Here is a 13,633-nt window from a genome sequence, read left to right as displayed (position 1 = left end):
TTTATCCTCGCGCAGCGCGCAGCATCGCTTGAACTAACGGCACGGGTTTTCCCACCAGTGCCCCACGTTCATGCTGAAAGAGTGTGCCGACATAAAAAGGATGCGTCACCAACTCAATGGCGCGAATATCACCTGCTTCATCCCAACCGGTAACACGAAGATCGCCGCTCTCCAGCAAAGCGGCAAAATCTTCCGATACGCCATAGTTGCAGTGGTATCCCTCCGAGATAACATCCCGTCCGTAGGCTTTGGCAATCAGCGTATTGGCACGCAGTTCAATATCATCCGTTTTTTCTACCAGCGAACAGCTCAACGGTGCGATCACTATCCGACCCGTGGTATCTGTTTCCGCATGGGCGGCATCGCTCCAGCCCAGCACATTGCGGGCATACTCCAGAATCGCATGCTGAAAACCGCCACAGGTTCCCAGGAATGGGATGCTGTTTTCACGCGCATAGCGTATCGCGATCAGCGCCCCTTCCAGGTGGCGATAAGGACTGCCTGGCACGACCCAGATGGCATCATAGCCAACCAGATCCTCACTGCTGCTGATATCAGATGTGGTTAGCCAGTCATAATCAGCCACTAATTCCAGGACGGCAGCAGCATCATCGATGGCAAGAGGAATCGCCTGATGCGCCACAATATCGGGGTTGTAATCGCCCACCAGCGCAATGCGAAGCGTATCTTTAATCGGGGAAATTTCCATTAAACTTTCCTTATGTCCAGACAATGAGGGACACTATAAGGAGCCTCAGCCTACCGATTTTTTGTTGGTATCACAATCCCTTAAATTGGGAGGCAGGGCTGGTCGAATGCTATAATGGTCACGTTTTACGATCTTATTTTACCGTATTAGCAATGGCGGAATGGAGCGGATGAAGAGATGAATATTCAGTGCAAACGCGTGTATGATCCGGCAGAAAAAAGTGATGGGTATCGTGTACTGGTCGACCGGTTGTGGCCTCGTGGGGTGAAAAAGAGCGATCTTATTTTCAACGAATGGAATAAAGTACTTACCCCGTCATCTGATTTACGCAAGGCATTCCACGCGGAGCTGCTCGATTTCTCGCATTTTTCTGAGCAATATCGCGCTGAACTGGCTCAACAGCAGCAGGAAGGAAAGCGTCTTGCAGAGATTGCCCGAAAGCAAACCTTAACGCTACTGTATGCGGCGAAAAATACCCAGCAAAACCACGCGCAGGTGCTGGCAGACTGGCTACGTCAATGCTGACCGTGTATCACTTGCCCGTGGTGGGATGATCTCTGCGCCAGAGCGCCCATTCATCAATCACTTCCCCACCAGGTAGTTTGCAGTCTGACCTTACGCCTTGTGGAGTCTGCACCGCAATCAGCGAACCGCCCTTTTGTTCGCAATACACCGATGCCGGATTCGCCATGCCTATTTTTGGCGGTTTGGGGGCGTCAGGCTGCGTGGTACATCCTGCCAGCACCAGCAAGCCGGGCAAAACAATAGTCGTAAGTTTCATCTCTACTCCTGTTTAAAAGCATTATTCCGGCAGATTACCCCGACTTCCCTTCTATCTCCATGTTTAACGTTACGATTTCAATTTTGTGATTACATTTCAGCCAGGAACGCGTGTTTCATCTTGCTCCCGGATGTTCTATCATGCGCCCACATCAGCCCTGTCATCACTCAAGAGTATTTACACCTCATGTCGGACATGATCCTCGCCAGAGTCTCACAATCCTTAGCCATGGAGCAGTCAGTTGAGAGTCTGGTTCGCCAACTTCTGGAGATGCTGGAAGTGGTGACAGAGATGGAATCCACCTATTTAACCAAGGTTGATTTAGATGCCCGCCTGCAGCATATTTTGTACGCGCGTAATAGCCGACAAATGCAAATCCCCGAAGGGCTGTCCGTACCGTGGGATGAGACGTTGTGCAAACTCGCCATAGATGAAAACTGTCTGTACAGCGACAACGTACCCACACGCTGGCCGGAATGCAGCGCTGCCCGCGCGCTGGAAATCACCACCTTCCTGAGTACTCCGGTTCATCTTCCCGACGGCACTTTCTACGGAACACTCTGTGCTACCAGCCGCCGCCAGCATGCGTTGAGCGAACGTGGTGAACAGGTGTTGCATCTGTTTGCCGGACTTATCGCCCAGTCGATTCAAAAAGAGTCGCTGGTGGCGCAGCTACGCGAAGCGAACGCCGCGCTGGTTGCTCACTCCTACACTGATGCCCTGACCGGATTACCGAATCGGCGCGCAATTTTTGAAAACGTCGAGACACTTTTCTCGCTCGCCCAACATCTTAGACAGAAAATAATCTTTGCCTATATTGATTTGGATGATTTCAAATTGATTAACGATCGATTTGGTCATGAGATCGGCGACCAGTTTCTAATCCAGATTGGGCAGCGCCTGCTCCGTGAATGCGGTGACAATGATATTCTTGGTCGACTGGGCGGTGATGAATTTTTAGTCGTTAGCTTGTCACCGGAAGATGACAAGGAGCAGCGCGATCGCCTGCAGCAGGTGAAAAATCAGTTGCAGCAGCAAATTTGCGGCGACTATCACCTGGGCGACATTCATTTGTTTTATCCTGGTGCCAGTCTGGGCGTGGTGGAAATCGATCCGCTGGAGACGGATATAAACTGTGCGCTTCATCTCGCAGACAGTGCAATGTACAAGGATAAAAAGCGTCAGGATAAAACCACTTTTGTCGTACATTAACCCCTGCTATGCTGACCCGTCTTTAAATAACCCTGGCAGATAATCGTATGCGACTCGGTATTATTTTCCCCGTCATCATTTTCATTTCCGCTGTCGTTTTCTTATCCTGGTTTTTTATTGGCGGCTACGCTGCGCCGGGAGCATAACGATGAAAAAAACAACGCTCATTATGATTGGCGTGGCTATCATCGTCGTTCTGGGAACAGAACTGGGCTGGTGGTAATCTGAAAAAGGCCACTTATCAGTGGCCTTTTTTGTCAGTATGTTTGCTTAGCTTTTGATTTTTCTGTAGATAAGCAGCACCACAATTGCGCCGATAACGGCTACGACGAAACTGCCGAAGTTGAAACCATCGACTTTACCAAAACCAAAGAAGGTACTGATCCACCCCCCTACTACCGCACCAACAACCCCTAAGATAATGGTCATAAAGAATCCGCCGCCATCTTTACCCGGCATAATCCATTTTGCCAAAATCCCAGCGATAAGACCGAAAATCACCCATGAAATGATGCCCATAATATCCCTCACTTATGTTTTTAAGTTAACGATTCGCTCGTTGTATAAAAGCATAGCATAGCGCTGAAAAATTAAAATTTGTGATGAGCATCACCTGACATTTTCATCTTTTTCTGATCTTTCATAAGGTTAAACCATTCAATGGCGGAACTTGCCCTGACGTAGCTCGTCATTAATGTCGAATCGTCAGTCATTCAGGTTTGTCTCATTCCCCCTCAGCACCTGCAATTGCTGGGTTTTCACTTCTGGCACACTTTATGCTTTAACAGTCCGTCACTATGACAAATCGTAGTCCGCGATGCGTATCGCGTGGCTCCGTTTACAATTCGCGCTATTTCAGCATTTAACAGGTCTGTTATTGATGAAAAAAATCACCAGTGTATGCCCATACTGTGGGGCCGGGTGCAAGCTCAAGCTTGTTGTGGAAAATAACAAAATCATCCGCGCCGAGGCCGCAGAGGGGGTAACGAACCAAAATCAGTTATGCCTGAAAGGCTACTATGGTTGGGACTTTCTTAACGACACTCGCCTTCTGACTCCCCGTCTGACTCGCCCGATGATCCGGTATGAAAAAGGTGGAAAATTCACTCCCGTTAGCTGGGATGAAGCTATTCGTTACACCGCAAAACGCTTATCTGAAATCAAAAATACCTATGGTCCCCGTGCCATCATGACTACCGGGTCTTCACGTGGAACAGGGAATGAGACCAACTACGTGATGCAAAAGTTCGCGCGTGGCGTTCTCCATACCAACAATGTCGATTGCTGTGCCCGTGTATGCCACGGCCCTTCCGTTGCCGGGTTACAGGAAACGTTAGGCAATGGTGCCATGAGCAATTCCATCAGCGACATTGAAAACTCAAAATGTCTGCTGATCTTTGGTTATAACTGTGCCGACTCGCACCCCATAGTGGCCCGCCGGGTAATTAAAGCTCGCCAAAACGGCGCAAAAATCATTGTCTGCGACCCACGTCGTATTGAAACTGCTCGTATCGCAGACCAACATTTGCAATTGAAAAACGGTTGCAATATGGCCCTGGTCAACGCCTTTGGCCATGTTCTCATCGAAGAGCAACTCTACGATCGCGAGTATGTACAAAAGCATGCGGAAGGACTGGAAACATACTGGGAAACCGTGAAGGACTATGCGCCTGAAGCCGTTGAACATTTGACGGGCGTTCCCGCACAGCAGGTTCGTCAGGCGATGCGTACTTTTGCCGCTGCGCCATCGGCAACCGTGATGTGGGGAATGGGTGTCACCCAGTTTGGTCAGGCCGTTGACGTGGTTCGAGGCTTGTCGAGTCTGGCGTTGCTGACCGGTAATCTGGGACGCCCTAACGTCGGCGTTGGTCCGGTGCGTGGGCAAAATAACGTCCAGGGCGCGTGCGATATGGGAGTGCTACCTAACCAGTTCCCAGGGTATCAGGACGTGACCGACTTCACCGTCAGGGAGAAATTCGCCAACGCCTGGGGGATTGATGTTAATCAGATGGATGACAAGGTTGGGACCCGCATCACCGAAGTTCCGCATCTGGCTATCGAAGGCAAAATTAAAGCCTACTACATCATGGGGGAAGATCCGTTGCAAACCGAGGCTGATTTGGGTCTGGTTCGCGAAGGCTTTAACGCGCTCGATTTTGTCGTCGTGCAAGATATCTTCATGACCAAAACAGCGGAAATGGCTGACGTCCTCCTGCCAGCCACCTCCTGGGGCGAACACGGTGGCGTCTTTACCTGCGCCGATCGCGGCTTCCAGCGTTTTGAAAAAGCGATTGAACCCTCAGGTGACGTAAAGCGTGACTGGGAGATCATCAGCTTGCTGGCCAGCGAAATGGGCTATCCCATGCAGTATCAAAGTAACCAGCAAATCTGGGATGAGATGCGCGAACTATGCCCTCTGTTCTACGGCGTAACCTATGAGAAAATGGGTGAGATGGGCCATGTGCAGTGGCCATGCCCGGAACTCGATCACCCCGGTACCCCTTACCTCTATGCGAACAGCCAATTTGATACCGCCAATGGCAAAGGCAAACTGTTTGCCGCACAGTGGCGAGCGCCCGCAGAAGTTCCTGATGAAAAATATCCACTGGTACTGTGTACGGTGCGTGAAGTTGGGCACTACTCCTGTCGCTCAATGACCGGCAACTGTGCAGCGCTGCAAGCCCTGGCAGATGAACCAGGGTATGTGCAAATCAATACCCATGATGCAGAAAAATTAGGTATTCGTCATCGTGACCTGGTATGGGTCAGTTCGCGTCGAGGTAAGGTCATCAGCCGCGCGGATGTCTCCGATCGCATTAACGTCGGAACGGTGTATATGACCTATCAATGGTGGATTGGCGCATGTAACGAGTTAACCCAGGATAACCTCGATCCTATTTCAAAAACGCCGGAAACCAAGTATTGCGCCGTAAATATTGAGCACATTAGCGATCAGGGATGGGCAGAAAAGTATGCCGCACAAACGTATAGCGACATGAAATCACGCTTGTGTGAGGCCATTGGGTAAGTCACCACCAGGCCGCCTGAGTCTGGATCCCCAGACTCAGGCATTTTCTCGTTACTTCGCCAGTTGTGGTTCACTAAAACGAATGGTAGCTGATTCCACCTGCTTATCCCGCTGCATAAAACCGAGGTTCATCAGGAACAATCCTGCCATAAACGGGAGTTCATACAGCTCTTCAATGAGATCGCCGTACTGCGCATTGTGCAAAAAGATAGGGGCCAGCAGACGATGATGCTCTACCGTATCGGATATCAAAAATGCACAGATGGTGATCGCTAATAGCCACAGCGGTAGCGGTTCATTGCGTAAGCGACAGGCAATATCCTGGCGTAAGTGTTTTGATATCAGGACAGGCAGAATAATCATCGCAATCAATACCACTGAGATAGCTCTGAACAGAAGTTTAGGTTGATCAGGGAAATAATCACGGCCCCAACTGGTACTGCGACCCAGCAACACCAACCACCACACAGCCGCCCAAAGCCAAAATTGCTTCTCGCCTTCGGGACGTGATAAGGGCCGGATGTAGCTGAGAGTAAAAAGCGCACCAAACAGCAGCCATAACGCCTGGCCATTCTCAATCCATCTGACGACAGTACCGTTGAGCAAAGGTAGATTCCAGTTCGCAGTGAACGGGATCGTTACGATGACCAGCCCAAGAATGAAAGTAGGTAATGTTAGTCGGGTATTCAGTTTCATAAGCGAGGTTCTGTATTGTGACTGTTTCACGATCATAACCCCTGTGAATGATCCAACATTAGCAATCAATGCGGATTTCTTAAGGTATTCTTAATAAATCTTTTTACGAATATTTCCCGGATAGCACGGATAAAAAAAACCGCGCTGCGCCGTCAAAACGCAGTGCGGTTTATAAATCAAAAACGATGATATTCAATCAGAAGCAGAGGCTAACATCTACCAACCGCAGACATCGTGCTCATTCTCGGTATCGTATGAACGTACCGTATTGACCAGGTCCTTAACCACTTCAGCGGCCACATCCGGAATCAACAGCGTCATCGGCGCTTCAGTTTCATAATCGACTGACACACCATTGCTGTTATTGGTCACTGTTACGGTATAGGTTGCTTTGCCCATGATTTACTCCTTGCCGGTACGCACGACTTTTCGTTGATTTGCAGTCTCCATCAGAATTTCCGGGGCAACAAAAAAGTCGATATTAAAGTAAGTATCGTCGGTCATCACTTCAATGTTATGCCATTTTTCCGGCGGAAAAACGCCAAACTGACCGGCTTCAATCACCATCACCTGTACTGGCTCCGGGCTGTGTTCATCTGCGTATCCGAGATATTTGACCGCCCCCTGCATAACCGAAAGTCGAGGATAAACCCCGGCACGGGTTCCTTTATCAAGGTGGCGTTCGAAAATTCCGGCAGGCGCCGTTTCTTTGTTCCAGAATGGAGTAGAGCGTGTATGGATATGGTTCTGTGGAATTTGAAGCATTTTTCTTCCCTTTTCCAGTCGACAACCAGCGAGTTCTTTCTGAACCGCTGCTGTACACAGGATACGCCTCTAAATATACATTTAAAATACCATTTATTGGTTATAACAATACAAATGTAAATGAATTGCAGTACGTAATATTGAAGGCCCGCCGTAATCAACGGGCCAATGGCATCACGACTGAAGCGTGGCCAGACGAGCAGCAAAACCAACGAAAATCAGACCGATAAGAGAATTGCCCACTTTGGCCAGTTTCTTTTTCGTACGGATATACTGCGTCACGAACGCGCCAGAGAAAATAAGAAAGCTCAGATAGAAAAAGCTCACTATCTCAAGCGTAATAGCCAGAATAAAGAATGACAGCCCTGAGTGCGGCGCATTGACATCAATAAACTGCACGAAGAACGAGACATAAAAAAGAATAGCTTTGGGATTGGTCAGGCTCAGAATTAATGCTCGTTTAAAAATAGCACCAAACGGGACTTCCTCAGGCGTCGCATCGCCAGCCCTCGATTTGAGTGTTGCATACAGGATTTTCGCGCCAAGATACAGCAGATAAAACGCGCCGAGATAGCGAACAATGTTGAACAAAACAGGCGTTGTTTTAATCAATGCGGCAACACCGGCATAAGCCAAAAACATCAGTACGGCATCACCGATAAACACACCGCTGGCGGCGAGATATCCGCCCTTAACTCCCCGCCCGACGCTATTTTTCAGCACAAATATTGTATTTGGCCCCGGTACCAGCACGATAAAAATAGCCCCTACCAGGTACGTCCAGTAATTCAGAACTCCATACTCTGCGAACACATTAACCTCTTCCTGAAAAAACACATGCACTTGCTGCGAGACAATATGCTAACGAATGCATCGGGTGATGGAAAGAGAAGGTTATTAATTAAAAAACCCGCCACTGGCGGCGGGTGTGTACAGATAAGTTTAGTCCGGCTTAATGGTGCAGCATCTCATCCACGACCTCTTCGCCCTTTAACTGATAAGGATAGTAGGTAGGCCAATTTTCCATCTCTTCCAGCAAGGCGGCTTGTGAGGTATTTCCCATAAAAATATGGAAATGGCTGGACTTACGCGGCGCGATAATATGATCGCTGAATTGTACGTATTTTGGTGCTTTGCTGTCAGCGTCTTTACACTCAAACAGATAACGTACACCTTTCTTGCCTGATTTATAGTGCAGTATTTTATACCCGGCGTAGTCGTATTTACACGATACAACCTGACTACCGGTGTGAAATTCCATCACGTCATTTTCGATGCCAATGGTGTCTACGTTAGTTGCATAACCTTTACGGTAGTACTCTTTAATTTGTTCTGCCGTTTTGCTTTTGTCTTTCTCCGCTTTCTTTTTGAATACCGGATCAAGCTCACCGCTGCCCAGATACGGATAGACTGATTGCCACATGCCATCCCAGTCGGTCAGTGCCCTGTTTTGTACCTGGTTGTCATCAAACACCCCTTCCGATGCCTTTTGTTCCGCTTCACTCATCGGCGCACCATGGGAATGATGACCGTGCGCCATAACCGAACCACTGACTAAAAGCATCCCCAGAGCGATTGTCAGTTTTTTAATACGAATAGCCAAAATTTCACCCTCAAATCATTTGCGAGTGAAATGTTATAATATAACATATCAATTTAATCAATAGACCAACTGAAAGCCCTTGCCTTACTCTTCAATAAGTTTCCTGGAGCAGACCTGATCAAGCAACGCCTGCTGATGGCTGATAATCAGCATAGCCAATGGCCGACGCTGACATTCTTCAAGCAGCAGCGCCCAGATATCTCTTTGAATGGAAGGGTCGAGCTGGGCGGTAATTTCATCGGCAATAAGAAAACGCGTCCGCGGATCCAGTGCGCGAAGTATGGCGATGCGCGCCAGTTCACCGCCAGAAAGCTGTCCTGGACGGCGAGTTAACCACTCAGGGTTAATATGAAGACGGGTAAGCATTTCCGCATCAGGTAGCCAGGCATCATGAACCGCATCGCCAGTACTGCGTCGGGGATTAAAGGTTAATTCCGGATGTTGCGGCACCAGCTGCACCGGGCAATATTGGTGCATCGGCAGCGGTTGGTCATCGATCAGGATCTCGCCTGAAGTCGGTTTTTGCCAACCCGCCAGCACGCGCCCCAGCGTCGTTTTGCCTGTTCCGCTAGGGGCACAAACTCCTATGCGTTCTCCAGGGCGCAGAGAGAAGGTCAGATTTTGCCACAAAACCCGTTCTCCCTGGCGAATGGTCACATCACGACAGCACAGCATCCCGCTCTCCAAAAAGTTGACTTATTTCAGGTAGCGCCCGCCATTGACGTTGCAGATGCTCGCTGATCTCTCCGCGTAACAACTGCTCTCTGCTGACGTTATCCGACACCCTTCCTTGATGCAGCGCGACAATGCGGTCCGCATGGCGGGCTGCCAGTGTGAGATCGTGCGTTACCCATAACACGCCAGCCCCTTTCTCACAAAGCTCGCGCAGTTGTTCAAGCAGTTGATTAGCCAACGGTGCATCAAGCCAGGCGGTAATTTCGTCCGCCAGAATATAACGAGCCTGACTCAGTGACGCGTGACAGGCCAGAACACGTTTCGCCATACCACCAGAAAGCTGCCGCGGGAAAGCATCTAATACACGGCTTTCCAGTTGGCTACGTTTGAGCAATTGGTCAATCTTCCCGGCATTCCACTCCTTGCCGGAGAGATGACTTGCCCTGCGCAGATGCTTTTCAATCGAGAGTAGCGGATTAAGCGCCTGAACGCCTTGCGGGACATAGCTGAAAGTATTGCCACGACATTTGCGAATATCCTCGCTGTCCAGCGTTTTACCCTCCAACGTGATAGCGCCGTGGAAGCGCAAATTGTCCGGTAAGAGATCGAGAAGGCATTGCAGCAGCAGGCTCTTACCCTCCCCGCTTCCTCCAACTAACGCCACCATCTGGCCGGGAGCCACGTCGAAAGAGATATCCTGCAACAGCGAAGACCAGTTTCGCGCGCCGTACCAGCGATAACGCGCCACCTCCAGCGAGACCTGCCTTAAACTTAACATGCGCCACCTCGTAACCATAAACGATGCACCGCCCTTGCGAGCTGATCGAATAACATCACCAGACTGAACAGCATCAGCCCCGGAAACAGCACTAACCACCAGTCGCCATGACTGATAAATCTCAGCGCATCCGCCAGCAGCAGTCCCAGTGACGGTTCATGAGGCGCCAGTCCAAAACCGAGGAAGCTTAACGCCGCGCTATGCAACACCGCGTGGGGAAACATCAGCAGTGTTCCCGTTAGCCATTGGGGTAACAAAGCGGGTAGATAGTGATGTCGCCAGCAGTAAAAATGTCCGTGTCCCAGACGCCAGGTCAACGTCAGATAGTCACTGTGCGCCACGCGCTGCGCTTCGGCACGCAGGATCAGAGCCAGACGCGGCCAGTGGGTCAGCGCAACTGCCATAATCACGCCGTTTTTCCCACCACCTAGCGTAAAACAGATCAAAATGAGCAACAGCAGATGCGGCATCGACAGCATGGCATCGGTAATCAGGCGCATAAACACATCCAGACGCGGATGCATACGCGAAACAGCCGCCATCATTAATGCAATGAAACCGCTGCACAGGGCCGCGCCAATACCAATTTGCAGACTGGTTAACGCGCCCTGAAAGCAACGGATCCAAAGATCACGACCGAGATTATCGGTACCAAACCAGTACAACGCATCAGGCGGTAAATGCCGGGCAAGCAGATTAACGCTTAATGGGTTATCCAGCGTCGTCGCGCCATACACCGCAATGCCCAGCAGGCAGCTAAAAGAGAACAAAAGACGAATCAGCGTCGGCGTCGGGTTATAGAGCATCAGGTCGCTCCAGAGCACGGTTCAACGCATGAACAAGCCAGGTAGACACCGAGTTGCCAATGAAAACCAATACGGTACTGAACAACACAATTCCCATCAGTAACGGCAGATCGCCACGTAATCCGGCATCAATAGTGGCCTGCCCCAGTCCTGGATAAGCAAACACTTTTTCTGCCAGTAGTGCGCCGCCCAGCAGTTCACCCAGTGAGGCAAACTGCAGGCACAGCGCTGGCGTGATGGCGTGGCGCAAAACCTGATGGCGCAACAGCGACCAACCTTTGTCTCCCTGAGAACGCGCAAAACGAACAAATTCGCTTTTCATCACGCTGGCGATACTTTCCCGCGTATGGAGCGTAATTTGTCCCAGGCCCAACAAACTGAGCGCGCAAACGGGAAGCACCAGGTGGCGTAGACGTTCACTCAATGTTGCCATATCACCGCTATTGCCAGGCTCCCATGCACAGCAGACCGGAAAGACCGGCCAGCGCACGGCAAATAACGCCAGCAACAGCATGCCAATCCAGAAGGTCGGCAACGAAGAAAGCAGATAGCTCAGGCGACAGATTGCTTTATCCGGCCAGCGATTCAGATAGCGTCCCGCAACAAATCCCAGCATCGTTCCAAGTATTCCTGACAGCAGCCACGCGCCGCTTAGCAGTGCAAACGAGGTCGCAAAGCGCTCCTTGATCACGCTGGCAACCGGCGCGTTAAACAACATTGAGTAGCCGAGATCGCCCTGTAATACCCGGACAAACCAGTGCCCAAAACGCTCCCATAGCGGTTGGTCCAATCCCCAGCGAGCCGCAATACGCGCGTATTGTTCCGGCGGCACGTGCAGGAGATCGTTACCGATATAAGCCCGAATCGGATCAACAGGAGAAAAGCTGAGCAGCATAAAAGTGCCAGCCGCAACCAGCACTAATAACACCATCAGCCGTAGAAAATGGCCTACAACAGACTTCATCAACGGCAGGTCCAGGTCCATTCATCCAGATTATTGAGCAGTGACCAGCTACCGTGAATTTCCGGTGCGCCTTTGCCAAGATCAATGCACGGATTTGCCAGGTAAGTGTGCTGAATATTCAGCAGCCATGCCCAGGCCGCATCCCCTTGTACACCTGCTCCTTGCTTGCCATCCCATTCCACTTGTTGCCAGAACGGCAACGCTTTTTGCCAGTCTGGAGCGTCAATTGCCTGTTTAAGATGCTGCTCCACGGCGGGATTGCTGTAATACCCTGGATTGTAGTATTCCACGCCCGCAGCCTGATTGCTGTAGTGATGGAAAAGCTCCATCGGATCCAGGCTTCCCCAGCCAAACAGCGTCGGGTTGGCATGCATATGCCGCTCAACGGTTTCCCAGCTTCCGGATTGCAGAGAAATCTGAATACCCACTGGCTCCAGCATCGCACGTACGGCTTCGGCTAAATCCCGACGCGTGCTGTCACCGCTGGCGTACCACAACGTCAAGCGAGCTTCTTTACCGTCTTTCACTCGTACACCGTCTTTACCCACCTTCCAGCCGGCTTCTTCCAGAATCGTTCGCGCTTTTTCGCTATCGCCATCTTTGAACGCAACTGATTGTCCCTGCCATGGCAGACCCTGAACCGCGCTATACGCCGGAATCGCATGACCTTCCATAACCTGATCGGCAAGCTGCTTGCGGTCGATGGCGTAGTTGATGGCACGTCTGATGGCAACATCGGCCGTGATATCGTTACCGACCGGATAACCGTTAGCATCTTTTTTACCCGCAGGAACCATCGGGAACACAATGCCGCGATTTTCCACGCTGTCGCGAACCCAAAGCTTCAAATTCTGCTGCTGAGGGGCAACCGCCATCGAAGGTGCAATGCGCACCAGTCCCAGTTGACCACTGCGCGCTGCGGCATAAGCGTTATCTTCATCAAGGAAAACAAACACCAGCTTACTGAAATCATTTTTCTTGCCGGCATACCAAGGGTTAGCCTCCACGATCAATTGCTGACCCGGCTGAAAGCTCACCAGTCGATACGGACCCGCACCAATCGGATTTTTCGCAAATGTTTTTTCGTCATACCGTTTTTCCGGAACAATGCCTAATGAACCGAGCACATTCACAAAAGTACTTTGCGGGCTACGCAACGTAATTTCTACCGTACGGTTATCTTTCAGGCTGGCATGGGCGAAGTTACCCATATCGATTTTGCCGCCGCTTTTTGCGGCTTTGTTATAAGTGAAGACCACATCTTCAGCAGTTAACGGGGAACCATCAGAGAATTTAAGGTCGGGTTTTAACGTCAACGTCCAGGTTTTGCCATCAGCGCTGGTTTCTACTTTTTCCGTCAGCAGGTTTCCCCAACTCATATCAGCATTTTGTTTTAATAATGGTGCATGCAAAAGCAAATAGCTGCCATGACTCCATCCCAGCATCGGGTCAAACCCCTCCGTTGGCTCTGGTCCAATTGCCAGCTTTAACGTCTGTCCTTCGCTGGCATTTTGTGCAGCAAAGAGTGGTGAGGTTAATGCGAGAGTCAATGCGCACGTCAGCAGTGCCAGCTTGCCTTTGATCATTATTTTTTCCAGATTTGCGTTATTTTTATA

At 50.3% G+C, this 13,633-nt stretch carries 18 protein-coding genes; 5 read left to right on the top strand and 13 right to left on the bottom strand.

The window, feature by feature from the left end; translation table 11 throughout:
• Position 1: 1 nt before the first annotated feature.
• Positions 2 to 709, bottom strand: coding sequence for a CTP synthase C-terminal region-related (seleno)protein (locus tag ACU8YC_RS00445; RefSeq protein ID WP_151225351.1), 708 nt, complete (start codon positions 707 to 709; stop codon positions 2 to 4).
• 177 nt (positions 710 to 886) lie between these two features.
• Between ACU8YC_RS00445 and ACU8YC_RS00440 the strand changes: the two genes are divergently transcribed.
• On the top strand, positions 887 to 1,234 hold the full coding sequence (locus tag ACU8YC_RS00440; protein ID WP_187252565.1) for a DUF488 domain-containing protein: 348 nt from the start codon (positions 887 to 889) through the stop codon (positions 1,232 to 1,234).
• A 7-nt stretch (positions 1,235 to 1,241) separates the two neighbouring features.
• On the opposite strand, the gene ACU8YC_RS00435 is transcribed toward ACU8YC_RS00440, so the two are convergent.
• Entirely contained in the window at positions 1,242 to 1,490 is a 249-nt protein-coding gene (locus ACU8YC_RS00435; protein ID WP_151218976.1) for a putative hemolysin, read from the bottom strand.
• 186 nt (positions 1,491 to 1,676) lie between these two features.
• Here ACU8YC_RS00435 and ACU8YC_RS00430 point away from each other — a divergent pair, with 186 nt between their 5' ends.
• From ACU8YC_RS00430 to yoaJ, 3 genes are read left to right on the top strand one after another with little or no spacing between them, the layout of a single operon-like run.
• A complete protein-coding gene (locus ACU8YC_RS00430; protein WP_151225350.1) occupies positions 1,677 to 2,702 on the top strand; it encodes a GGDEF domain-containing protein in 1,026 nt (341 codons plus the stop codon).
• A 47-nt stretch (positions 2,703 to 2,749) separates the two neighbouring features.
• Positions 2,750 to 2,848, top strand: coding sequence for a YoaK family small membrane protein (locus ACU8YC_RS00425; protein WP_032941789.1), 99 nt, complete (start codon positions 2,750 to 2,752; stop codon positions 2,846 to 2,848).
• A 2-nt stretch (positions 2,849 to 2,850) separates the two neighbouring features.
• Positions 2,851 to 2,925 (top strand): protein YoaJ, encoded by a 75-nt coding sequence (yoaJ, locus tag ACU8YC_RS00420; protein ID WP_099530266.1) that lies wholly within the window; start codon positions 2,851 to 2,853, stop codon positions 2,923 to 2,925.
• A 47-nt stretch (positions 2,926 to 2,972) separates the two neighbouring features.
• Here the strand turns inward: yoaJ and ACU8YC_RS00415 are convergent, their stop codons facing one another.
• Positions 2,973 to 3,221: a GlsB/YeaQ/YmgE family stress response membrane protein gene (locus ACU8YC_RS00415; RefSeq protein ID WP_151218974.1), complete on the bottom strand. Its 249-nt coding sequence runs from the start codon at positions 3,219 to 3,221 to the stop codon at positions 2,973 to 2,975.
• Positions 3,222 to 3,582: 361 nt separating this feature from the next.
• Here ACU8YC_RS00415 and fdhF point away from each other — a divergent pair, with 361 nt between their 5' ends.
• A complete protein-coding gene (gene fdhF, locus ACU8YC_RS00410) occupies positions 3,583 to 5,730 on the top strand; it encodes a formate dehydrogenase subunit alpha (RefSeq protein WP_446894902.1) in 2,148 nt (715 codons plus the stop codon).
• Between the two features lie 51 nt (positions 5,731 to 5,781).
• Here fdhF and ACU8YC_RS00405 read toward each other — a convergent pair whose 3' ends face one another.
• The 10 genes from ACU8YC_RS00405 to ACU8YC_RS00360 form a co-directional block, all read right to left on the bottom strand.
• On the bottom strand, positions 5,782 to 6,426 hold the full coding sequence (locus ACU8YC_RS00405) for a hypothetical protein (RefSeq protein ID WP_151218972.1): 645 nt from the start codon (positions 6,424 to 6,426) through the stop codon (positions 5,782 to 5,784).
• A 216-nt stretch (positions 6,427 to 6,642) separates the two neighbouring features.
• Positions 6,643 to 6,825 carry a DUF1869 domain-containing protein gene (locus ACU8YC_RS00400; RefSeq protein ID WP_003840863.1) on the bottom strand — a complete coding sequence of 61 codons (183 nt, stop codon included), beginning with the start codon at positions 6,823 to 6,825 and terminating at the stop codon, positions 6,643 to 6,645.
• A gap of 3 nt (positions 6,826 to 6,828) precedes the next feature.
• Entirely contained in the window at positions 6,829 to 7,191 is a 363-nt protein-coding gene (yeaR, locus tag ACU8YC_RS00395) for a DUF1971 domain-containing protein YeaR (protein WP_151218971.1), read from the bottom strand.
• Positions 7,192 to 7,365: 174 nt separating this feature from the next.
• Complete coding sequence (leuE, locus tag ACU8YC_RS00390; RefSeq protein ID WP_151218970.1) at positions 7,366 to 8,004, bottom strand: leucine efflux protein LeuE; 639 nt, start codon at positions 8,002 to 8,004, stop codon at positions 7,366 to 7,368.
• A gap of 139 nt (positions 8,005 to 8,143) precedes the next feature.
• Positions 8,144 to 8,794: a metal-binding protein ZinT gene (gene zinT / locus ACU8YC_RS00385; RefSeq protein ID WP_210904984.1), complete on the bottom strand. Its 651-nt coding sequence runs from the start codon at positions 8,792 to 8,794 to the stop codon at positions 8,144 to 8,146.
• Between the two features lie 84 nt (positions 8,795 to 8,878).
• A complete protein-coding gene (locus ACU8YC_RS00380) occupies positions 8,879 to 9,469 on the bottom strand; it encodes an ATP-binding cassette domain-containing protein (protein WP_151218968.1) in 591 nt (196 codons plus the stop codon).
• Entirely contained in the window at positions 9,453 to 10,247 is a 795-nt protein-coding gene (locus ACU8YC_RS00375; protein ID WP_151218967.1) for an ATP-binding cassette domain-containing protein, read from the bottom strand. The genes ACU8YC_RS00380 and ACU8YC_RS00375 overlap by 17 nt, the downstream gene beginning before the upstream one ends.
• Positions 10,241 to 11,053: an ABC transporter permease gene (locus tag ACU8YC_RS00370; protein WP_286545063.1), complete on the bottom strand. Its 813-nt coding sequence runs from the start codon at positions 11,051 to 11,053 to the stop codon at positions 10,241 to 10,243. Before ACU8YC_RS00370 ends, ACU8YC_RS00375 begins: the two co-directional genes overlap by 7 nt.
• Positions 11,043 to 12,017, bottom strand: a complete 975-nt coding sequence (locus ACU8YC_RS00365) for an ABC transporter permease (RefSeq protein WP_151219102.1) — start codon at positions 12,015 to 12,017, stop codon at positions 11,043 to 11,045. Before ACU8YC_RS00365 ends, ACU8YC_RS00370 begins: the two co-directional genes overlap by 11 nt.
• On the bottom strand, positions 12,017 to 13,603 hold the full coding sequence (locus ACU8YC_RS00360; protein WP_151225347.1) for an ABC transporter substrate-binding protein: 1,587 nt from the start codon (positions 13,601 to 13,603) through the stop codon (positions 12,017 to 12,019). The genes ACU8YC_RS00365 and ACU8YC_RS00360 overlap by 1 nt, the downstream gene beginning before the upstream one ends.
• Positions 13,604 to 13,633 lie beyond the last annotated feature (30 nt).

The sequence above is a fragment of the Citrobacter sp. VF227 genome, from assembly GCF_052950715.1.
This window is presented reverse-complemented; position numbering and strand designations above follow the sequence as displayed.